This is a genomic window from Pseudoalteromonas sp. 13-15, from assembly GCF_001468205.2.
GTDB classification, from domain to species: domain Bacteria; phylum Pseudomonadota; class Gammaproteobacteria; order Enterobacterales; family Alteromonadaceae; genus Pseudoalteromonas; species Pseudoalteromonas marina.
In genome coordinates, this window is the sequence record NZ_CP019163.1 from 380,095 (window position 1) to 400,260 (window position 20,166).

17 protein-coding genes are annotated in these 20,166 nt (G+C 40.5%); 10 read left to right on the plus strand and 7 right to left on the minus strand.

The features are described from left to right. Nucleotides 1-126: 126 nt before the first annotated feature. The 4 genes from nagK to nagP are packed head-to-tail and all read left to right on the plus strand — an operon-like array spanning nt 127 to nt 4,488. A complete protein-coding gene (gene nagK, locus ATS72_RS17200) occupies nt 127-1,035 on the plus strand; it encodes an N-acetylglucosamine kinase (RefSeq protein ID WP_058429399.1) in 909 nt (302 codons plus the stop codon). Beyond that, nucleotides 1,035-2,033: a glucosamine-6-phosphate deaminase NagB-II gene (gene nagB-II, locus ATS72_RS17205; protein WP_058429400.1), complete on the plus strand. Its 999-nt coding sequence runs from the start codon at nt 1,035-1,037 to the stop codon at nt 2,031-2,033. The genes nagK and nagB-II overlap by 1 nt, the downstream gene beginning before the upstream one ends. Continuing rightward, entirely contained in the window at nt 2,034-3,167 is a 1,134-nt protein-coding gene (gene nagA, locus ATS72_RS17210; protein WP_058429401.1) for an N-acetylglucosamine-6-phosphate deacetylase, read from the plus strand. A 28-nt stretch (nt 3,168-3,195) separates the two neighbouring features. Further along, on the plus strand, nt 3,196-4,488 hold the full coding sequence (gene nagP, locus ATS72_RS17215; RefSeq protein WP_058429402.1) for an N-acetylglucosamine MFS transporter NagP: 1,293 nt from the start codon (nt 3,196-3,198) through the stop codon (nt 4,486-4,488). Nucleotides 4,489-4,611: 123 nt separating this feature from the next. Here nagP and ATS72_RS17220 read toward each other — a convergent pair whose 3' ends face one another. The 3 genes from ATS72_RS17220 to ATS72_RS17230 all read right to left on the minus strand — a co-directional run bounded on the left by ATS72_RS17220 (nt 4,612) and on the right by ATS72_RS17230 (nt 9,746). Further along, the gene (locus ATS72_RS17220) at nt 4,612-6,111 is read right to left on the minus strand and encodes a phospholipase effector Tle1 domain-containing protein (protein ID WP_058429403.1); all 1,500 of its coding nucleotides are present in this window, start codon (nt 6,109-6,111) and stop codon (nt 4,612-4,614) included. Between the two features lie 103 nt (nt 6,112-6,214). Next, on the minus strand, nt 6,215-8,305 hold the full coding sequence (locus ATS72_RS17225) for a hypothetical protein (RefSeq protein WP_058429404.1): 2,091 nt from the start codon (nt 8,303-8,305) through the stop codon (nt 6,215-6,217). A 136-nt stretch (nt 8,306-8,441) separates the two neighbouring features. Beyond that, nucleotides 8,442-9,746, minus strand: a complete 1,305-nt coding sequence (locus tag ATS72_RS17230) for an NAD(P)/FAD-dependent oxidoreductase (protein ID WP_058429405.1) — start codon at nt 9,744-9,746, stop codon at nt 8,442-8,444. A gap of 238 nt (nt 9,747-9,984) precedes the next feature. On the opposite strand from ATS72_RS17230, the gene ATS72_RS17235 reads away from it, so the two are divergent. The 4 genes from ATS72_RS17235 (at nt 9,985) to ATS72_RS17250 (ending at nt 13,973) form a co-directional block, all read left to right on the plus strand. Continuing rightward, a complete protein-coding gene (locus tag ATS72_RS17235) occupies nt 9,985-11,913 on the plus strand; it encodes a RecQ family ATP-dependent DNA helicase (RefSeq protein ID WP_058429406.1) in 1,929 nt (642 codons plus the stop codon). Between the two features lie 117 nt (nt 11,914-12,030). Further along, nucleotides 12,031-13,104, plus strand: coding sequence for a porin (locus ATS72_RS17240; RefSeq protein WP_039037250.1), 1,074 nt, complete (start codon nt 12,031-12,033; stop codon nt 13,102-13,104). Between the two features lie 12 nt (nt 13,105-13,116). After that, nucleotides 13,117-13,524 (plus strand): substrate-binding domain-containing protein, encoded by a 408-nt coding sequence (locus ATS72_RS17245; protein ID WP_010556059.1) that lies wholly within the window; start codon nt 13,117-13,119, stop codon nt 13,522-13,524. A gap of 140 nt (nt 13,525-13,664) precedes the next feature. Further along, the gene (locus tag ATS72_RS17250; protein ID WP_058429407.1) at nt 13,665-13,973 is read left to right on the plus strand and encodes a YkgJ family cysteine cluster protein; all 309 of its coding nucleotides are present in this window, start codon (nt 13,665-13,667) and stop codon (nt 13,971-13,973) included. A gap of 36 nt (nt 13,974-14,009) precedes the next feature. On the opposite strand, the gene ATS72_RS17255 is transcribed toward ATS72_RS17250, so the two are convergent. Then, entirely contained in the window at nt 14,010-15,374 is a 1,365-nt protein-coding gene (locus ATS72_RS17255) for a TrkH family potassium uptake protein (RefSeq protein ID WP_058429408.1), read from the minus strand. A gap of 2 nt (nt 15,375-15,376) precedes the next feature. Continuing rightward, nucleotides 15,377-16,030: a potassium channel family protein gene (locus ATS72_RS17260; protein ID WP_058429409.1), complete on the minus strand. Its 654-nt coding sequence runs from the start codon at nt 16,028-16,030 to the stop codon at nt 15,377-15,379. Nucleotides 16,031-16,311: 281 nt separating this feature from the next. Between ATS72_RS17260 and ATS72_RS17265 the strand changes: the two genes are divergently transcribed. Further along, entirely contained in the window at nt 16,312-17,637 is a 1,326-nt protein-coding gene (locus ATS72_RS17265; protein ID WP_058429410.1) for a DUF4118 domain-containing protein, read from the plus strand. Continuing rightward, nucleotides 17,630-18,298: a response regulator gene (locus tag ATS72_RS17270; protein WP_058429411.1), complete on the plus strand. Its 669-nt coding sequence runs from the start codon at nt 17,630-17,632 to the stop codon at nt 18,296-18,298. Before ATS72_RS17265 ends, ATS72_RS17270 begins: the two co-directional genes overlap by 8 nt. Before the next feature lie 154 nt (nt 18,299-18,452). Here the strand turns inward: ATS72_RS17270 and ATS72_RS17275 are convergent, their stop codons facing one another. Beyond that, on the minus strand, nt 18,453-19,070 hold the full coding sequence (locus tag ATS72_RS17275) for a glutathione S-transferase family protein (RefSeq protein ID WP_058429412.1): 618 nt from the start codon (nt 19,068-19,070) through the stop codon (nt 18,453-18,455). A gap of 54 nt (nt 19,071-19,124) precedes the next feature. Continuing rightward, nucleotides 19,125-20,153, minus strand: a complete 1,029-nt coding sequence (locus ATS72_RS17280; RefSeq protein ID WP_058429413.1) for an NADP-dependent oxidoreductase — start codon at nt 20,151-20,153, stop codon at nt 19,125-19,127. Nucleotides 20,154-20,166: the final 13 nt, after the last annotated feature.

A 20,166-nucleotide genomic window follows, 5' to 3' on the forward strand; every position in this document is an offset into this window, starting at 1 on the left:
CATAATTTAAATAAAAATCAAAGAATGACAACGCTGTCATTTGTGTTAGTATAAGATTCATTCGCTCTGGCAGCGTGTTTTATTTTGAGTGTTATGCAACACGGTCGAACAAGTAAAGAGGCAAAAATGATCACCAATACAATTAACAATGAACTCTTTGTTGGGATCGATGGGGGCGGCACTAAATGTAAAGCAATTATCGTTAACAGCGCGAATGAAATTTTAGGAACGGGGATTGCTGGGCCCGGTAACCCTTTACATGGATTTACACAGGCCATTAATTCTATAGAGCAGTCTGCCCAATTAGCTCTTAATGATGCAGGTTTAAGTGAAACCCCTTTGTCTTACTTAGTGGCAGGTGTGGGGTTGGCGGGTGTTAACTTACCAAGCCTACATAAACAAATGATGCATTGGAAAAGCCCCTTCAAAACAATGCATTTAACTACCGATTTACTTATTGCTTGTATGGGTGCACATCAAGGTGATGATGGTGCAGTGATAATTGCGGGTACGGGTTCGTGTGGTTTTTCATATGTTAAAGGACAGTCTTTTATGATTGGCGGGCATGGCTTTCCGCATGGCGATAAAGGAAGTGGTGCATGGATTGGCTTTACAGCATGTCAAAACGTGTTGTTGAGCTTAGATAAGCTAATGCCTAACAACATGCTGACTGAATGTGTTTTAAAGTATTTATCGGTCAATGATGCCATGGAGTTAGTTGAAATTATTGCAAATAAACCCGCTGCATTTTTTGCTCAATTAGCCGGGTGTGTATTTCAGTCAGCTGCGGCAAACGACGATATTGCTATTAGTATTTTAAAAGAAAGCGGTGCCTATTTGAGTGACATTGCTCGTCGATTATTAGCTAAAAAATCACCAAGATTATCTTTTATAGGTGGATTGTCTTCGGTTATGACGCCTTGGCTAGATAAAGATATTCAAGGTGTTTTATCTGCACCTTTATCATCTCCCGAAATGGGATCAGTACTTTACGCGAAACAACAGCAAGTTAACTACAGCAGTCAGGAGCTATGATGTATCACACATTAATGGAAAAAGAAGCGGCGCAAACGCCTGAAGTCATTAAACAGCAAATTCTTGCTAATCAGCCTCTAGTAGAAAAAATTGGCCAAAAGCTACGTGATATTGCACCAAAAATGGTGATGATCATCGGTCGTGGTTCGTCAGATCATGCTGGAGTATTTGGTAAATATTTAATAGAAACTGAAGCCGGTATCCCTGTTAGTTCAGCGGCGCCATCGGTTGCCAGTGTGTACGGTAAAACACTTAAACTTGATGGTGCATTGGTGATTGTTATTTCTCAATCAGGACGAAGCCCAGATATTATTGCCCAAGCTAAAATGGCAAAAGAAGCTGGCGCATACTGTATTGCACTGGTAAATGATGAGGCGTCACCGTTAAAAGACATTGTTGATGATTTTATTGGGCTTAAAGCGGGAGATGAAATATCGGTTGCGGCGACTAAAAGTTATTTATCTACGCTGTCAGCTTTAGTGCATTTAGTTGCTAATTGGACTCAAAATAATGAATTATTACAAGGGTTAAAGCTGTTACCTGAAGCATTAGATGCAATCATTGACTCACCAGTACAACTTCAGCCTGACGCATTTTTGCCGATTAAAAACATGGTTGTATTAGCGCGCGGTTTAGGGTTTTCAGTCTCTAAAGAAATGGCATTAAAACTCAAAGAAGTGTGTGCTATTCATGCAGAGGCATTTAGTAGTGCAGAATTTTTACACGGCCCCGTTACATTAGTTGAACAAGGTTTAGTGATTTTAAACTGCACGGTAGAAGATGAAACCGCATACTCTCACCAGCAGCAAATAGCAGACGTAACCCAGCGCGGCGCTCAAATTATCAACCTTACTCAAAATGGGATTGCAGTGCACCCACGTTTAGCGCCGTTTTTAGTGCTGCAGCGTTTTTATTTAGATATTGCCAAAGTGGCTGTTAAGCGAGGCTTTAACCCCGACGAGCCCAAAGGGCTTAAAAAAGTAACAAGGACATTATAAATGTCAGTTCAACGTATTTTGGTTGCAACGCTGTTTGATGGTGATCAGTTTTTAAAAGAAAAAGTGCTCACAATTGACGCGGGTGTTATTACCGCTATTGATGAAAAAACTAATAATGTAGATGAAACCTTATCAGGCTTAATTACCCCTGGGTTTATAGATTTACAGGTAAATGGTGGTGGAGGTGTATTGTTTAACCGAGCACGCAATGCATCAGAGGTTAAACGAATGCTTATGGCGCACGCTAAGTATGGCACAACAGCCATGCTGCCTACTTTAATTACCGATACAGTTGAAGTTATGCGTCAAGCGGCTGACGTAATAGCCGATGCGATTGTTAAACACATACCTGGCATTATGGGCATTCACTTTGAAGGACCGCATTTATCTATAGCTAAAAAAGGGGCACATAGCGAAGAATTCATTCGTCCTATTTCAGATGATGAGTGGCAAGTTTTATCGCGCAAAGATATAGGCAAAGTGGTGGTTACATTAGCCCCTGAAAATGTACTTCCAAGTGATATTACTCAAATGCGTGAGTATGGCATACATGTTTGCTTAGGCCATACAAATGCGTGTTTTGAGCAGGCACAAAGAGCCGTTGATGCTGGCGCTACAGGATTTACACATCTATACAACGCAATGTCACCTTTGCAAGGGCGTGAGCCGGGTGTTGTGGGGTGTGCTTTGCTAAATGATAATGCCTATTGTGGCTTAATAGTTGATGGTCATCATGTTGATTATGCTACATGCCAAGTAGCACTAAAAGCTAAACCTAAAGGGCGTGTTTTTTTAGTGACCGATGCAATGCCACCTGTGGGTACAAATGAAACTGAATTTGCTTTTTTCGATCGAACAGTAACACTTAACCAAGGTAAGTTAACCTCAACAACGGGGGAGCTTGCAGGCTCTGTACTTGATATGGCAACGGCTGTGAAAAATAGCGTTGAGCATTTGCAGTTGCCACTATCAGAAGCACTAAAAATGGCATCTTTATACCCAGCACAGTATATTAACTTACCCACAACAAATGGAAGGTTAATTGTTGGCAGCCCTGCTAATTTTGTTCAACTCGATACAAACCAACAGGTTATAAGCACGTGGATTGGTGGCGAACAGCTTTTTAAAAAATGATAATAAATATAAATAAAGGAAAAATAACATGACAACAAATGTTATGGATACACCTAAAAGCAGTAGCATACTGCCCATGGCTATTGTGGCAGTATTATTTTTTATACTGGGGTTTGCAACGTGGCTAAATGGTTCATTAATGCCTTATTTAAGCCAAATATTAAAGTTAACGCCATTTCAGGGATCGTTAATTTTATTTTCGTTTTATATAGCGGTGACTTTTACAGCGTTACCATCGGCAATGTTAATTAAAAAAGTTGGTTATAAAAACGGTATGGCGATGGGCATGGGGTTGATGATGATTGCCGGCTTGTTATTTATTCCTGCTGCTATGTCGCAAGTTTTTCCTTTATTTTTGTTGGCACAGCTAGTGATGGGCGCAGGACAAACATTGCTTCAAACTGCGGTTAATCCCTATGTTGTAAGGCTTGGGCCTGAAGAGTCTGCAGCGGTTCGTATTAGTATTATGGGCATACTCAATAAAGGGGCGGGTGTTATTTCACCCTTAGTGTTTACCGCGTTAATTTTAAGTAATTTTACAGATACAGTAGGCACTGAGCTCAGCCAGCAACAAGTTGATGACATGGCGAATGGTCTTATTCTTCCTTATTTAGGTATGGCACTATTTATTGGACTATTAGCGTTTGCCGTTAATAAATCACCATTACCTGAACTTATTACTGACGATGCTGAGCAAACAAGAGGTAGCAGTGAAATAAGCGAAACGTTATCTCACCCTAACTTAGTTTTTGGGGCGATTGCCATTTTTTTATATGTTGCAGTAGAAGTTATTGCTGGCGATACCATTGGTACTTTTGCGCTCTCTCTTGGCGTTGCTAATTATAGTGTGATGACCTCCTACACCATGATCTTTATGGTGTTTGGCTATATTTTGGGTATTTTGCTTATTCCCAAATTTATAACTCAACAAGCAGCCCTCACACTATCAGCCGTATTAGGTATTGCTATTACCTTATGCATTTTATTAATTGATGCACAGTCGTTTATGATTGCTAACGCATTATTAATACCATTAGGCGGCGCTAATTTACCCGATGTATTACTACTTATAGCGTTTTTAGGCTTAGCAAACGCCATTGTTTGGCCCGCGGTATTTCCACTTGCGTTGTCTGGGCTTGGAAAACTAACAAGCACAGGCTCTGCGCTTTTGGTTATGGGGATAGCCGGGGGGGCGTTTGGTCCAGTTTTATGGGGATTATTAAGCGGGTTTACTTCATTACAAACAGGGTATTCGGTGTTGTTACCATGTTATTTATTTATTTTATTTTATGCCGTAAAAGGCCATAAAATGAAAAAGTAATAACGTCCACCAGCGACCCAAACCCCAGTGCACTTTGCAGTATAAAGTGCACTGATGCTTAACTAACCTGAGCTCTGGCGAGGGGTACATTGATTACCCACAGCTTAAGTTAACTATTACACGTTAACTTAGGCGCGTTACTTTTAGTTTTATCCTGCCTGCGTTTGCCCCATAAAAGCGGCTTAAGTCGTTGGCAAAGGGGCTAAATTCACCTGATTTAGTAATAGTCACCGTAGCGCCATTGGCTATTTTAAATAAAAATTCTTCGTTATTACTAATTGCGCCAACTAATGAGAACCACTGAGCATCTGGAAGTCGCCTGAATGGTTCAAGTAACGCCATTGGAATTTCTTTAACGCCTAATTGCACGTCATCGCGATGCCATCCCATAGGTGTACACTTTATGCCGTCGTCAAACCAATGTTGATCAGGGTAGGGGGTAAAGCGATAGGTTGCACCTTGCTCGAGCATTAAGCCCGTTTTGTTATAAAACTCACTGGCGAATACCACCACATCTTGGCTTTGGCCAATACTTAATACGCTCATATTTTGGTTGGCAAGCGTAATGTGTGCACTTAAGCCGGTAAAACTTAAGGTGCTGTTGTCACTGTAGCTAACGTTGTATGACTGCTTTTTAAGTGACTCTGGACGGTAGCTGGTGAGCTTATTAATACGTGTAGCCACACTGTGGTGAACTAATGGCCTAATATTACTCGCTTCGTTATCCACCAGCACAAAGCACTCTCTATCTACTAGCTTAAAGAACGAGTTTAACCAAAAGTAATTTTGCTGGTGGCTCAGTGCAAGTGAATCGGGGATAACAGTGAGATCGTCTTGTGCAATTAAATTACTATCGGGAAGAAGAGTTTTGTAGTTAATATCGTGACTTGTTAACAATGAAATAGCTAATGGCTGCTCAATAATCCACTCAAGTGCATAACGTAAGCAAATATCAGCTAAACCATCACGGTAGTACCCACCGCCAATGTCTGAATGCGCGCCTGCAAACCACAGTTCAGTAATGTTATTTTGATGGTTCATCAGCGTAGGCTCAAACGCACGGCGTTTTTCATCAAGTGCAACGCAGTGCAGTGCTTGTGAAATATTATTAGCAATGGTGTGGTTTTCAAAAATAACGTGCTCGGCGCCGCGTGTCGCTTTACTCACTTTTGATAAGCCAATTGAGGCCACGGTATCAAATACACATACGTACACATTATTACTAATCAAAGGTTCCAGAATTTTTGCAAAACGCCTAGCGAGAGCGCCACCTCGGCTAAAACCGGTAAGTAAAAGGGTATCGCCTAGTTGGTAATGCGTTTTAAAATCACGCATGGCTTGATTTAAAATACTGGCAACATCGTCACCACGTGGCGCTAAAGTTTGATTTAAAATGCGTTTTAACCGGCTACCTTTAGTGCCAATACCTTGATAATAAAAGCTCAATTGTTGCGAGAAAGGTGTAGTGGGGGAACCATCAAGTTTGCCGCCTAATAACAAGTGCAGCTTAACAATATTAGAAATACTACTGTCTTCTTTAAAATGCTCTGAGCTAAATTGTTCTGCGTCACGGGGCTCATTTCCTGTGCCATCAAAGTTAAAAACTAGTGTTTTTCCCGTCATTGCCCTAACCCTTTAATTGTTTTAAATACTCTACACATGCAATGTTAAATATTAAAGACATTAAATGGCACGCTAAGTGGCGTTAGCGTGCTTAGCGGGTTATTTAGTGATTATCAAACATATAATGATTTAGCTCTGTGCCGAGGGCAGGCTTAAGCGCTGGGTTTAGCTGAATTAACTGTTGATAAACCTCAGGGTAAAACATTTTTAATCTGGCAACGCGGGCTAAGTGATTGGGCTCAAATTTTTCAACAAGCTGTAAAGCTAAAGGAATCATTGGGCTTAGCTCACCTTTTGTATAACTTTGCTCTAGTGCTAAGTCGAGTATATCTACACCAAGCTTACTGGGAACAGTCGGTATTTTATTATCAATTAAAAATTGTACTATATCGTTTGAGGCAAACATTGCCTGTATGTATACGTCGCGGCCAAATATGTCGGTAATCGAAAAATCAAAACCAGCTTGTTTTAGCTTTTGCCAATGCTCAAGCGGAAAACGACTTAATCTTGCTAAATCACTTGGTGGCTTAGGTTCAATTCGGCTTTCCCAGATCGTTATAAAGTCATGAGGCTCTAATAGCAGTAATGTAAAAAGTGTATCAGTTTCTGTTTGAGTTAATGGTGTACTAAGGCTGTACTCATAAGCTTTTTGGTAATTTTCTTTAGACAAATATTCGCTGAAATCGCTATGACTTCTATCGTTTGAAAGCTGATTACTTAGCATACTCCACCAGTAATTAACTAATACGGGGTCTTGTTCTTGCAAAACATATTCGAAGTTATTACCGTGCTCTTTTTTTACCTCTAGCACCGTATTATATGCTTGCATAGTAGAGTGTAATTGCTCAGTATCACTTAACTGCTGCTGTAATAGTTCACAGTTTTGCCTATTATTATCTAGATCTTTCTTTTGTTGCTTCAAATTTACTAAAAAGCGTGCAACATCAGAATTATCGGGGTCACTCACTTGAGGCATTGTGGTGTTGTCTATTTTACCAATAGAATTAAAGTAAGCATATTGCTCAGGGTTTTTCTGCGCATTAATATAGGCGCCTTGCTGGTAAATAAAGTCACTTACAAAAAAAACGCCTTTGTTATTTGGATCGTCATTAGCATTACCGCTATGAGCTTTATAGCCCTGCTCTGTAAGGTAGTTTAACATTTGAGTATGCTTTGCATCTAAAGGGGCTAGCGTTAAGTTACCACTTTTAGGCAGGTTTACTATTGCAACATCTAAACCCGTAAATAAGCCTGGCTGATTGGTTGGTGTTACGCCTAGTTGTTGCAATGCTTTTACAAGCGGTAAATTAAACTGGCTTACGGCAATATCAGCTATGTTATACAAAACAGATTTTTCTTCGTATAGCGGCATAGCATTCAGTGCCGGCACCTGCTTTATAAGCGCAAAAATATACTCATTAGGAATGTTGTTTTTAATCGCAGTAGCCACTTCATTTACTGTAAATTGGTTAGATGAAATTGCCTGCTCAAACTCTTTTGGGGTAAATTTATTTGCATTAAGTACAAACAATGTAGCCGGGGAAATAACCTCACTGCCCTCAAGTTTAATAAACGTTTTAGAGTAAGTGGTAAATGTATCAGTGTTGTTTAATAAAGCATAAAGGGTTTCTTTTTGTACATTTTCATCAAGCGGTACGCTCATAGAAAGCCCTGGAGGGCTATGCTTATTATCTCCAAGCTGTTGAATCATTTCTTTTACTTTATCATTGGTGAAACCTTTAATTGCCTCAATGCCTTGCCAATTAGCTAACTCGTTTAAAGAGCTAGTAATATTAAGCTGCTGTTTTTGCTCTGCAACTATGGCATCTCTTAAAAGGGCAATGTATTGACGCTTATAGATTTCTGATAGGTTTGCATACTTTAAAAGCGTAGGGACCAACGTCCCTTTTTTAAGCTCAATTACAAAAAATGAAACAAGCGATTGGTTTAAATTATTTATTTTTATATGTTGTTGCTGTGATTGATCTCTGCAAAGGCGAATATCTTTTTTTAGATCTATGACTATTCGTAGCGGTGTGCCTTCTGCGGGCTGCTTTTTATTAACTAAATTAGGCTCAGTGACATTAGGTGCAGCCACGTTGTTCTGCTCTACAGCTGCTGTGTTAGGCTGGGTTTTAAATAAATATACTGCCAAAGCCGCTATAATTATAAGTCCGATAAGTAGCTTTTTCATAACCGCCAATCCCTTGATGTTATTAAAATATTCTCACATCGTACTACTTTAGGTACGCAAAGTGCAAAAAAGCTTTAAGAGAGAATACTTATTAACTGTTAAAGCTTTTTGTGGTGTTGTGAGCGTACTTAATTTATTAATGCAATTTCATTTTAGGGCGCACTACACGCAGTACTTTTTCGCTTATCCATAACGCAAAGGTTTTTGCGCTACCGTGTATGGCGCGTTGGTGCATGCGATACAGCGATATATACATAAAGCGGGCTATTTTACCTTCAATAAAAAAGGTGTTGCTGGTTAAGTTACCCATTAAATTACCTACCGTGCTGTAGCGCGATAAGTTAACGAGAGAGCCGTGGTCGCTGTATTTAAACTCGCTTAGCGGCTGGTGTTTAAGTGTTGCAATAAGGTTTTTTTCAACACATTGTGCCATTTGATGGGCCGATTGCGCGCGTGGCGGTACAAGTTTTCCGTCTTCTTGGGTAAAGGCGCAGCAATCGCCAAGTACAAAAATGCTTTCATCTACGGTGCTTTGTAAAAACTCGTTTACTTGAATTTGGTTGCTGCGGGTAAGCTCAAAAACACCTAAGTCTTTAATAAAATCTGGCGCTTTTACGCCTGCCGCCCATACCATAATATCGGCATTAATATGTTCTTCGTCTTTTGTAATAAACCCTTGCTCGGTGGCTTCTTTTACCTGTGTTTGCTCTCGCACGTTTACGCCCAACTTTAACAGCTCACGTTTAGCGCTTACGGCAATTCGCTCGGGCAGAGCAGGTAAAATACGTGGGCCCGCTTCAATTAAATGAATGTGCAAACGTTTAGACGACATATTTGTTAGGCCGTAAAGCTTTAGTAATTCAGACACATGATAAAGCTCAGCTGATAGTTCAACGCCTGTTGCGCCGCCGCCAACAATGGCAATATCAAGAGATTGTTGCTGGTTGTCGTCTTGGTGAAGGCGGGTAAAGCTATCGAGCAAAGAATGCTGAAAACGCTCAGCTTGCTGGTTTGAATCTAAAAAGTAGCAATGCTCTTTTATGCCTGGGGTATTAAAGTCGTTACTTACACTGCCAATAGCAATAACAAGGTGGTCATAGCGTACAGTGCGTTTGGGCAAAATAGTGTGGCCAAGTTCGTCAAAAAGTGGTGCGAGAGTGATTGTTTTATTACTTTGGTCGATATTACAAAAGGTACCAAGTTGAAAATTATAATGATGTTTTGCGGCATGGGCAGAGTAAACTACGCCATCTAAATCGGGGTCAATAGAGCCTGTGGCTACTTCGTGCAGTAATGGCTTCCATATGTGGGTGCGGTTTTTGTCTATTAATAAAATTTCTGCGTGTTTTTTCTTTCCTAGTTTATGCCCTAATTGAGTTGCAAGCTCTAATCCGCCAGCGCCGCCGCCAATAACGACGATTTTAGGAGTGGTTATGTTCATGACTATGCCCTTAAAAATAATATACCCAAGCAATCTGTTTTATTATTTTTAAAATGACTTGGGTATCAAAAAATTATTTTGGCAAAGCTCACTTTTATGGGGCTATAGTGTGCGCCTAAATAATGGATATGTCAGCAGTAAATCACCTAATTTACGGTATACTAACTTGCAAATACTTCATCTAGGCTGCATTTTTCTGTTATAGCCCTGTGTTATCAACGCCAAAAAGGACATTTTTATGAATACGCCGCTTTTACAATCACTTGAGCAACATTTTGGTTTTAACCAGTTTAGAGCAGGGCAGCAGCAAACTATAGAGCAGCTTTTAAATGGGCAATCGTCCCTTGCTATATTCCCTACAGGGTCGGGTAAGTCGTTGTGTTATCAGCTAACGGCTATGCATTTAGAAAACTTAACGTTAGTGGTGTCGCCATTACTAGCCTTAATGAAAGATCAAATTAGTTTTTTAAATAGCAAAGGTATTTACGCGGCAAGCCTTGATTCTAGCCAAGACCAAATACAAAGCAGCACCGTAATGAACGATGTGCGAAATGGTAAAATTAAAGTGTTAATGGTGTCGGTAGAGCGCTTTAAAAACGAGCGATTTAGAGAGTTTATAAGCCAAGTTGCGCTGTCTATGCTGGTGGTAGATGAGGCGCACTGTATATCTGAATGGGGCCATAACTTCAGACCTGACTACTTAAAACTACCGCGATATCGCGAAGAGCTAAATATTCCACTAGTACTATTGCTTACCGCCACCGCCACTAAAAAAGTAAAACGCGACATGAGCGAGCGTTTTAATATTGCCCCTGAGTGCATTGTACAAACTGGCTTTTACCGCGCTAACCTCGATTTAAGCGTGCTAAGTGTAAAAACGGCTGATAAAAACACCGAACTTACAAACATAGTGCGTGCGAAAAATGGCCCAGGTATTGTGTATGTAACACTGCAGCAAAGTGCTGAGCAAGTGGCTAACACGTTAAGTGCGCAAGGTATTCAGGCGGTTGCGTATCATGCAGGGCTTGAAGATACACTCCGGTGGCAAATTCAAGATGATTTTATGGCGGGTAAAATTAACGTAGTTGTAGCAACTATAGCCTTTGGTATGGGCGTTGATAAATCAGACATTCGCTTTGTTATTCATTACGATTTACCAAAATCGATTGAAAACTACAGCCAAGAAATTGGCCGCGCAGGGCGCGATGGCAACCCATCAAACTGCTACACGCTTGCTAATTTAGATGGCCTAAACACAGTAGAAAACTTTGTATATGGCGACACCCCTGAGCTGAGTGGCATTGAATATGTAATTAACGATATTCGCCAAGCCCAACAGCAATGGGAAATGCAAGAATACAGCCTTTCAAGCGAAAGTAATATTCGCCAATTAGCACTTAAAACATTACTGGTGCAACTTGAAATGCAAGGCGCAATTACGCCGCAGTACGCCTATTATGCCGATTTTAAATACAAGTTTTTGGTTGATAAAAACGAGCTACTTAGCCAGTTTGACGAGCAGCGCCAAGCCTTTTTAACGCAAATATTTAGCCATACCGATTTTAAAAAAATATGGGGCACGCTCAATTTTGACACCCTTACCCAAGCCGCGCAGGTTGACCGTAAACGGGTTGTGGCCGCGCTTGACTACCTAGCCGAAAAAAGTCTTATCACCCTTGAAACCAAACGTATTACCCAAGTATATAAAGTGCATAGTGAAGTTATAAATAACCCAGAGCTTGCCCAGCAGTTACACCACTACTTTGCTGATAAAGAACAAGCTGAAATAAAACGAATTGCTGCTTTAGTGCGCTTTTTTGAGCTACAAACTTGCCTGAGTTATAACTTAGCGCGCTACTTTGACGACCGAAACGCGCCAGCGCAATGCGGGCATTGCAGTGTATGCCGTGGTAATGCTGTAAAACTAGAATACTCACTAGCGCCTGTAACTGTTGCAGATGAGATTATTTATCAAAAAGTAGATGAGTTTTTGGCGCATATGGCCACAAAGGGAGTTCATAACGTGGGTGTTGAAACCCAGTGCCGCTTTTTAGCAGGTATGAGCGTGCCATTGTTTGCTCGTAATAAGGTACGCCAACTCAGCGGATTTGCGCTTTGTGAGCAACAGCGGTATAGCGATATAAAAGCTACACTGCTTGGCAGATAGCCATTAAAGTAATGATCAAACCTGCATAATTATAAAAAATGTTAAATTTTTGTTTGTTTTTTCAGCGTTTAACTATACTCAACATGACTATTAAGGTCATATAAAACGAGGTGAACGATGAAACTGCAAAAATTGATGCTGTTAGGAGTGTTTATTTCAGGGACTAGTTACGCTGAAATTAATATTTCAGGCTTTGCAAGTATTAACGCGGGTAAAGTACTCAGTGGAAGTGGTGTGCCGCAATATGGTGTTGAGCCAACCTTTTTGGCTGACTACCCTAATGTGAGTGGCTACACAGAAGACTTATCTTTCTCTCCAGAGTCGTTAATTGGTATACAAGTGTCGGGGGATCTTGGTGAGGGCTTATCTGTCACAGGTCAAATTGTTGCCCGAGGTGTAAACGATTTTGATGCTAATTTTGAGTGGGCATATATTTCGTACGAAATAAATGATAATTGGACGGTTCAAGCAGGTAAAAAGCGTTTGCCTCTTTTTTATTACTCAGATTTTTTTGACGTAGGTTACGCATATGTATGGATGCGTGCACCTGCCGACAATTATACATGGCAAGTATTTAACTATGAGGGCATAAACCTTCTCTATTCTGGCTCGATTGGAGAGTGGGGTGTGTCTGCTAATGTGTATGCTGGTAAAGAAGATGATGACGACAACAAACTGCTATCAGACTTTTTCTTTCAAGAGCCTACCCGAGAAATTTGGGAAGATATGCTAGGTGGTGTACTTTCGTTAAGCCATGATTGGCTTGAATTGAGAGTAACGCATATGCAATACACTAATAAACGCTTTCGTTCTGGAGAGCCGGTTTTATGGGATGGAAAAGATAGCCGTGATGGCAAATTCTATGGCTTAGCTGCCAATTTTGATTTTGGCGACTTTTTTGTACTAAGCGAACTTAACCGTTTAGATCTAGACGGAAACCTAGACACTTATATGATCAGTGCAGGGTATCGGTTTGATGCAATTACGCCTTATGTGATGTTTTCAGATTTTGAGCAAGAAGGTGAGGGAGATACTGAAAGCCATAATACCTTTGCGGTGGGGGTTCGTTGGGATTTTCATCCTTCGGCGGCACTCAAAATGCAGTACGACAGGGTAAAAGATGATTCATTCGAGTTAGCGGTAGCGGGTGATAGTAAAGCAATCACGCTTGGTGTTGATGTTGTATTTTAAGGGGAATTAAAAATGAAAAAATTAATGTTATGTGTACTGTTTTTGTTTAGCAATGTTGCCTTTGCTGATTTTGCTATTATTGTACATCCTTCAAACGAGAGTAGTTTTGATGAGTCCGTCATTAGTCGAATTTATACCGGAAAAGAAAAGTCGTTTAGTAATGGCAATACGATCATTCCAATATCACAAGATTCAAAAAATCCGACTACGGAGCAGTTTAACAGTAAGCTGCTTAATAAAAGTGCGTCGCAGTTAAGAGCCTATTGGTCAAAGCTTATTTTTACGGGAAAAGGAACACCACCCAAAGAGCTAGAAAATGACTCAGAGGTGATCAAAATGGTTGCAGCTAACCCAAATACGATTGGGTTTGTTTCGGCATCTGCCGTGTCTGATGATGTGAAGGTGGTATTAAACTTTTAATTTAAAATTAAATGCCAACAATAAAGCGTGTTAACGAGTAGCACGCTTTTTATTACTCTATTTGTTCACCATTAAAATTAACTAGCACGTTTAGCCAGCTCGTGTATCCTACTTAGCGTGTTTCTTTTATTTAAGCCACTATGCCTAACACTGTTATTCCAAGTAAAACTATTTCCTCTACACCTGAGTCCGTAACCTGCGCTAACTGCCAAGCGTGTTGTTGCCAATTAGAAGTGCGCATAGTAACCGACACCGGTGTGCCTTTTCAGTACATTGATTACGACAAGTGGGGCAGCGAAGTAATGAAACGCGGCGATGATGGTTGGTGCCAAGCACTCGACCGCAATACGCTAATGTGTACTATTTATGAAAACCGCCCACTTACTTGCCGTGAGTTTGAAATGGCCTCGAACGAGTGTATTACAGAGCGCGAAATAGCCGGTATTTAAAAATACGGACTAACTAATAAACCCGTGTTTGTGTTTTTAACCAATAGAGAGTTGTGCGCTTGGGTATCTTAGTTTTTTACTTCGTGGACTTGCTAAAAAGTAGGCGAGAGTGAGCGGGCCTATTCTGCCCATAAACATTAAAAACATAATGATAAACTCCCCCAGCGGTGATAACGATGACGTTAAACCGCGTGAAAGTCCTACCGTACCCAGTGCCGATACCGCTTCAAAAGCAATATCTAAAAAAGGTGCATCTTCAACGACCAGTAATGTAAAAATAGCCAACCAAGTGACTCCCGCTGAAATAACGGTTAAGGCTAATGCCTTATACACTGAATCTTTGTCTATTTCTCGGCGTAAAACGGTGACGCCTTTGTCACGTCTTAAGTAGCTATAGGTTGCTAATATTAAAACGATAAACGTAACGACCTTTATGCCACTTGCAGTACTCAAAGAGCCGCCACCAATAAACATAAGCATCATAGTTAAAGCGGTACTGGCATTTTTTAATTCTTCAATAGCAATGGTATTAAACCCCGCAGTACGAGGGGTAACGGCTTGAAACCAAGCTGCTAGCCATTTACCTATTTCAGATAACGGCTGCAGTGTTTTTGGGTTATCGTATTCAATTACGTAAATAAGCAACAATGCAATAACGTTAATAATAACAGTGCTGATCAGCATTAATTTACTGTAGGGACTGAGCTTAGCCCAACGCTTTGACTTATATAAATCTGTTAATACGGTAAAGCCAAGGCCACCAATAATAAACAAATAGGTAATTGTTAAATTTACAACGGGGTCTTCTACATATTGCATTAAGCTATTGGGGCTCAATGCAAACCCTGCGTTGTTAAAAGCGCTAATAGTATAAAAAAGTGCATGAAAAAAGCTTTTTTGTAAGCCCATTTCGGGTAGCCAATACAGCGTTAAAATAATAATGCCTACAGATTCAACGATTAGCGCAAACAGCAAAACAGACTTAGCGGTATTTACCAAAGTAGATGTATCTGTTTGATTAAAAGCAGCTTTAGTCACTGTTTTTTGAATAAAGCCAACTTTATTACCCAGTGCCATTAAAGTTACAACCGCAAAGGTCATTAAACCCAGACCACCTAGTTGAATTAATAGCGCAATAACGCCTTGTCCAAAAGGAGTAAACACTGAACCGGTATCGACGACAACCAGTCCAGTTACAGTCACCGCAGAGGTTGCTGTAAACGCACTTTGTATCCATGAAATAGGCGCATAGGTTGCAAAAGGTAGTTTTAACGCCAACGCCCCTAGCGTTATTAATATTAAAAAACTACAGCAGAGAACAAGCGGTGGAGCCGCATTGAGTTTTTTATGTCCATTGGCTTTTCGATCTATAGGTGTTTTGAGAGGGTGCCATAAAACCATAATTATAAAAGCCTTGGTGCAAGATAGTTTAGTTCGACTCGATTACCTGATAACAGTAAAGTGTCGTAGGTAAGTAACTCAAAGTCGTCATCAAGTTTGGCAAACGTTTGCTTGGCGCGCTTAACCAATAATGGGTCTACAGTGCCTTTTATTTCTTTAAGTAAATGCCCTAGTTTTGTTTTATGTAAGTGCGCTTTTATACTTACTTCAACAACGTATATGCCATTGCCTAGGGAAATATAGTCGTTCACTACAGGGTAATTAAGCGCTTGTGCAACGCGCACGCCCATTTCTTCTTCAGGATGAATAATGCGTGTTACACCTAATTTAGAAATAATTGTGTGATGGGCTTTAGTGCTCGCTTTTACCCATATTTGCTTAACAGCTAGGTTTTTTAATGCAAGGGTGCACAGAATGCTCGATTGCATGTCTTCTCCAATCGCCACTAAAACTGCCTGACTGCTCGCTAAATCAAGCTCTTTAAGTGCGGCTTCATCAGTGGAGTCGCAAACAACGGTTTCTGATAAATGCTCAACATATTTTTCAGCGAGTTTAGGGTTACTATCAACCCCAGTGACTGTATGCCCTAAATGAATTAACTCAAGGCTTGCTGCAATGCCAAATCGACCTAATCCGATCACTGTAAAATGTGCCATGTTGATACCTAAATTAAAGTTAAAAGAGAGAAGTGGTAAAGTTTATTTGGTCAATAAACAGTTAATACATAGGCTGTAAGCATCACTATTTTTATCCAACCCAACACACCTATTACTCCTTCTGCTGAAGTTAGAATATGAGTTATTAAAGTAACAATGAAGGTAGGCGTTAAAAGCTTTATAAAGATTTAACGAATCAGATAAAAAACTTTATAAAAACTTTATAGAGGCAATATCGAAAAGGCAGTAATCTAGGTGCTCAAATGTTAGAGGAATAATTAATGAATCAGGCAGAGGCGAAACCACGTTGGTATAACGCATTGTTTTTGGCAGTAATAATGCCATTAATTGTTGTTATTGCCATTTACCCTGTGCGTAATTGGTTTACTACCACCGATATCGTGATGCTTCAGTTATTGTGGGTGACTTGGGTTGCTGTGCGCAGTAATCGTCGTCTTGCCATACTGACCACCTTAGTGAGTGTGGCGTGTACAGATTGGTTTTTTGTTGCCCCAAATTTTACTTTTCATATTGAAAACATAGAATATTTAGTAACCTTTATGGTTATGCTCATTGTTGGTTTTGTGATCAGCCAATTGGCAGGGGAGCTCAGTACTAAAGTTAGGGATGTGCAATTACATGCAAGTAATAGTCGCACCTTGTACGAACTGGCCAAAGACTTAAACAGTCTAGATACGCTGGATGAACAAAAAAAGTACTTTGTGCAGCGCATCAGTAAGCATTTAAACGCATCTTGTACATTTATACCTGCAGCATCGCAGGGCAATAGTGAGTTTATATTGCTTAGTGAGGTTAACCCTAGCTGGGGCGGGTTTAATTTTACTAAACGGTTAACGCAAGGGCAAAAATCCTTTGCTGACACCGCTATTTCGCTTCTTTATCAGGTACATGAAAAAACGTTATTACGCCAACAGTCGGCTGCTATTTCGGTACAAGCGGAATTAGAGCGCGCTAAAAATGCACTTTTACGCAGTTTGTCTCACGATTTACGTACACCACTGGCGACTATTATGGGCGCATCGAGCATGCTTGCAGATGATGAGATTACCCTCAGTGACATCGTGATAAAAGAGCAAGCGAGTAATATTTATGAGCAAAGTAAAATACTAAATGAGCACTTTGATAAAGTAATGGAGTTAAGCCGAGTTAACAAAATGGGTGAAAACCTAAGTTGGCAAACAATAAACTTACAAGCACTACTTAGTGAAGCTAAAGCTCGCAGACAGAAGCAACTCACTCATTTTGTTATAAATACCAATATAGACGCTCAATCAAAATGCGTAGGGGATGTGACTTTGTTAGAAATTGCACTGGCTAATATGCTCGAAAATGCATGGCGTTATGGTGATAAAAAGGTGAGCGTTGAATTTACGCAAAGTATCAATCAGCAAAAGGTACGTTATCAGCTAATTCTCACTAATAACGTGATCATTAAAGCGCAAACAAGTAGCGATGAAGGTGTTGGGTTAGGCAGTATTATTTGTGATGTGGTTGCTAAATTTCACCAGGGCACATTTACATTAACAATTAATAACGAAACAAATATGGCGTACGCAAAGTTAATCTGGGAAAAAAGTAATGACTAAAGTCTTGGTATTAGAAGATTCTCCCCCTCTACAAAGCTTTTTAAAAACCTTGTTGCAAGCCAGTGGTTACGAGCTAAGCATTTGTGATAAAGGATTAGATGGTTTTGCACGTTTAAGTGAGCAAAGTTACGATCTTGTATTATTAGATTTAGGCCTGCTAGATATGGATGGTCAAGACTGGTTAATTGAGTTTCGACAATGGAGTGCCTTACCTGTTTTAGTGCTGTCGGCTCGAGATGGCGAAGTTGAAAAGGTCACTGCGCTTGATAATGGGGCAAATGACTATATTACCAAACCGTTTAGCGCCAATGAGTTGCTAGCCCGGATTCGGGTTTTATTACGCAGCCAAAGCCAGCCGAGTGTGGCATTTACCTGCGGGAATATAAAAATAGATCCACAAAAGCACAGAGTAACCACTTCTGGAAATGAGATAAAACTCACTAAAAAAGAGTACGCAATACTATTATTACTGTTCCAGAATAAAAATACAGTACTTACCCATAATGCAATTTTAAGCCATATTTGGGGAGCCCAATACATAGACCGCCCTGAATACGTCCGAGTCCATGTGGCACAGCTCAGACAAAAACTTGAGGCTAACCCCGCTAGTCCAAAATATATCTTAACTGAACCGGCCGTGGGTTATCGATTGGTTGACTAAAAATGAGAACTTTAGAGTTTTACTCTACAGCACAATGATCCAGGTAAATTATTTTTAATTGAATTTTAATACGCTTGAGCAAATTAGTGTCAATAAAACAGAGCAGCAAAAATGTTTGCTATGACTGTGTTTCCACAGTCATAGGCGTATAAAATTAGTCGTATTTAGCTTCTAGCTCATTAGCCGTATGAAACTTCTCGTGGCTTTGTAATTGCTCGTCGTATTTTACTAGGTTTTTAAAGTGACCTAGCTGGCCTGAGTTTTTAACAATTTCAACAATAAACGACATCATAAAATCGGCGCCGGTTAGGGTGTCGCCAACTAAATAACGTTTACCTTCTAGACGGTCGTTAAAGTAGCTAATTACTTTCGCGGTTTCAGCGTCGGCGTAGCCTTCTAAAAATTGTGTTTTAGCGCCATCTTTAAGCACAAACATTTTAAGTAGTAGCGGTAAAATGGCAGAGCTTTCAGCAAAGTGCAGCCATTGTTGGTAATCAACGTAGTCAGCGGTGCCAGCCTTTGGTGCAAACTTTCCGCTACCGTATTTAGTAATTAAGTAATCAGTAATAGCGCCAGATTCGGTAACAATTAACCCATCGTCTTCAATAACTGGCGACTTACCGAGTTGGTGAACTTGCTTTAGCTCATCAGGCGCTAAAAATGTGTCTTTGTTACGTTGGTAAGCAACAATTTCGTAATCAACTTCTAGTTCTTCTAAAAGCCAAATAATACGTTTTGAGCGCGATTTATTTAAATGGTGTAGTTTTATCATGTCAGTCCTTGTTGGCGTTGCTGGTTGCAGCAACGCTGTGTTTATATATTTTAGTTAAAGTGCATCGTTGATTTTAACAACGGTTTTACCAAAGTTTTTACCACTGATCATATCGTTAAATGCGCTTACAGTGTTTTCAATACCTTCTACCATGTGCTCGCGGTATTGTACTTTGCCATCCTGCAGCCACTTTTGCATGTCTTGGGCAAATTCATCGTAGCGGTGGCCGTAGTCGTCAAAAATTATAAAGCCTTGCATTTTAATACGTTTAGTAAGCAACTGCCCCATTAGCATACCCATACGGTCAGGGCCTTCAGGTAAGCTTGTAGCGTTATACTGCGATACTAAACCACAAAGCGGTACACGAGCTGCGGTATTAAGTAATGGTAATACGGCATCAAACACTTTACCGCCCACATTTTCGTAATAAACATCTATACCGTTATCACATGCTTTTTCTAGCTGCTCTGCAAAGTCATCGGCTTTGTGATCAATACAGGCATCAAACCCTAGTTTTTCAACTGCATGGGCACATTTTTCGCTACCACCAGCAACGCCTACCACTTTACAGCCTTTAATTTTAGCTATTTGGCCAACAGTTGCGCCAACCGGCCCCGTTGCTGCGGCTACTACAACGGTTTCGCCTTCTTTAGGTGCGCCAATATCAAGTAGGCCCATATACGCAGTAAAGCCCGGCATACCCATAATGCCTAGCGCGTACGAAGGATTAGCAGGCTCTTTGCCTAATTGCATAAGGCCTTCGCCATTACTAATGGCGTAACTTTGCCAACCTGTGTAGGCAAGTACCCACTCGCCTTCGCTAAATTTATCGTTTTTAGACTCTTCTACTTGGCACGCGGTAGCGCCAACCATTACGTCACCCACGTTTACCGGATCGGCGTACGACTTTGCGTCGCTCATGCGGCCACGCATGTATGGGTCAAGTGATAAATAAATAGTGCGCAGCAGTACTTCGCCATCTTTTAGGGCTGGTAAATCGACTGTTTTAAGCTCAAAGTTTTTATCGGTTGGAGCACCGTGTGGGCGTGATGCCAAAGTAAGTTGACGACTAGTTGCAGACATAAAATTCTCCTTT

Coding starts and splice junctions, on each gene's coding strand:
- nagK (WP_058429399.1), top strand. CDS start 127: ATGATCACCAATACAATTAACAATGAACTCTTTGTTGGGATCGATGGG.
- nagB-II (WP_058429400.1), top strand. CDS start 1,035: ATGTATCACACATTAATGGAAAAAGAAGCGGCGCAAACGCCTGAAGTC.
- nagA (WP_058429401.1), top strand. CDS start 2,034: ATGTCAGTTCAACGTATTTTGGTTGCAACGCTGTTTGATGGTGATCAG.
- nagP (WP_058429402.1), top strand. CDS start 3,196: ATGACAACAAATGTTATGGATACACCTAAAAGCAGTAGCATACTGCCC.
- ATS72_RS17220 (WP_058429403.1), bottom strand. CDS start 6,111: ATGACGGGAAAAACACTAGTTTTTAACTTTGATGGCACAGGAAATGAG.
- ATS72_RS17225 (WP_058429404.1), bottom strand. CDS start 8,305: ATGAAAAAGCTACTTATCGGACTTATAATTATAGCGGCTTTGGCAGTA.
- ATS72_RS17230 (WP_058429405.1), bottom strand. CDS start 9,746: ATGAACATAACCACTCCTAAAATCGTCGTTATTGGCGGCGGCGCTGGC.
- ATS72_RS17235 (WP_058429406.1), top strand. CDS start 9,985: ATGAATACGCCGCTTTTACAATCACTTGAGCAACATTTTGGTTTTAAC.
- ATS72_RS17240 (WP_039037250.1), top strand. CDS start 12,031: ATGAAACTGCAAAAATTGATGCTGTTAGGAGTGTTTATTTCAGGGACT.
- ATS72_RS17245 (WP_010556059.1), top strand. CDS start 13,117: ATGAAAAAATTAATGTTATGTGTACTGTTTTTGTTTAGCAATGTTGCC.
- ATS72_RS17250 (WP_058429407.1), top strand. CDS start 13,665: ATGCCTAACACTGTTATTCCAAGTAAAACTATTTCCTCTACACCTGAG.
- ATS72_RS17255 (WP_058429408.1), bottom strand. CDS start 15,374: ATGGTTTTATGGCACCCTCTCAAAACACCTATAGATCGAAAAGCCAAT.
- ATS72_RS17260 (WP_058429409.1), bottom strand. CDS start 16,030: ATGGCACATTTTACAGTGATCGGATTAGGTCGATTTGGCATTGCAGCA.
- ATS72_RS17265 (WP_058429410.1), top strand. CDS start 16,312: ATGAATCAGGCAGAGGCGAAACCACGTTGGTATAACGCATTGTTTTTG.
- ATS72_RS17270 (WP_058429411.1), top strand. CDS start 17,630: ATGACTAAAGTCTTGGTATTAGAAGATTCTCCCCCTCTACAAAGCTTT.
- ATS72_RS17275 (WP_058429412.1), bottom strand. CDS start 19,070: ATGATAAAACTACACCATTTAAATAAATCGCGCTCAAAACGTATTATT.
- ATS72_RS17280 (WP_058429413.1), bottom strand. CDS start 20,153: ATGTCTGCAACTAGTCGTCAACTTACTTTGGCATCACGCCCACACGGT.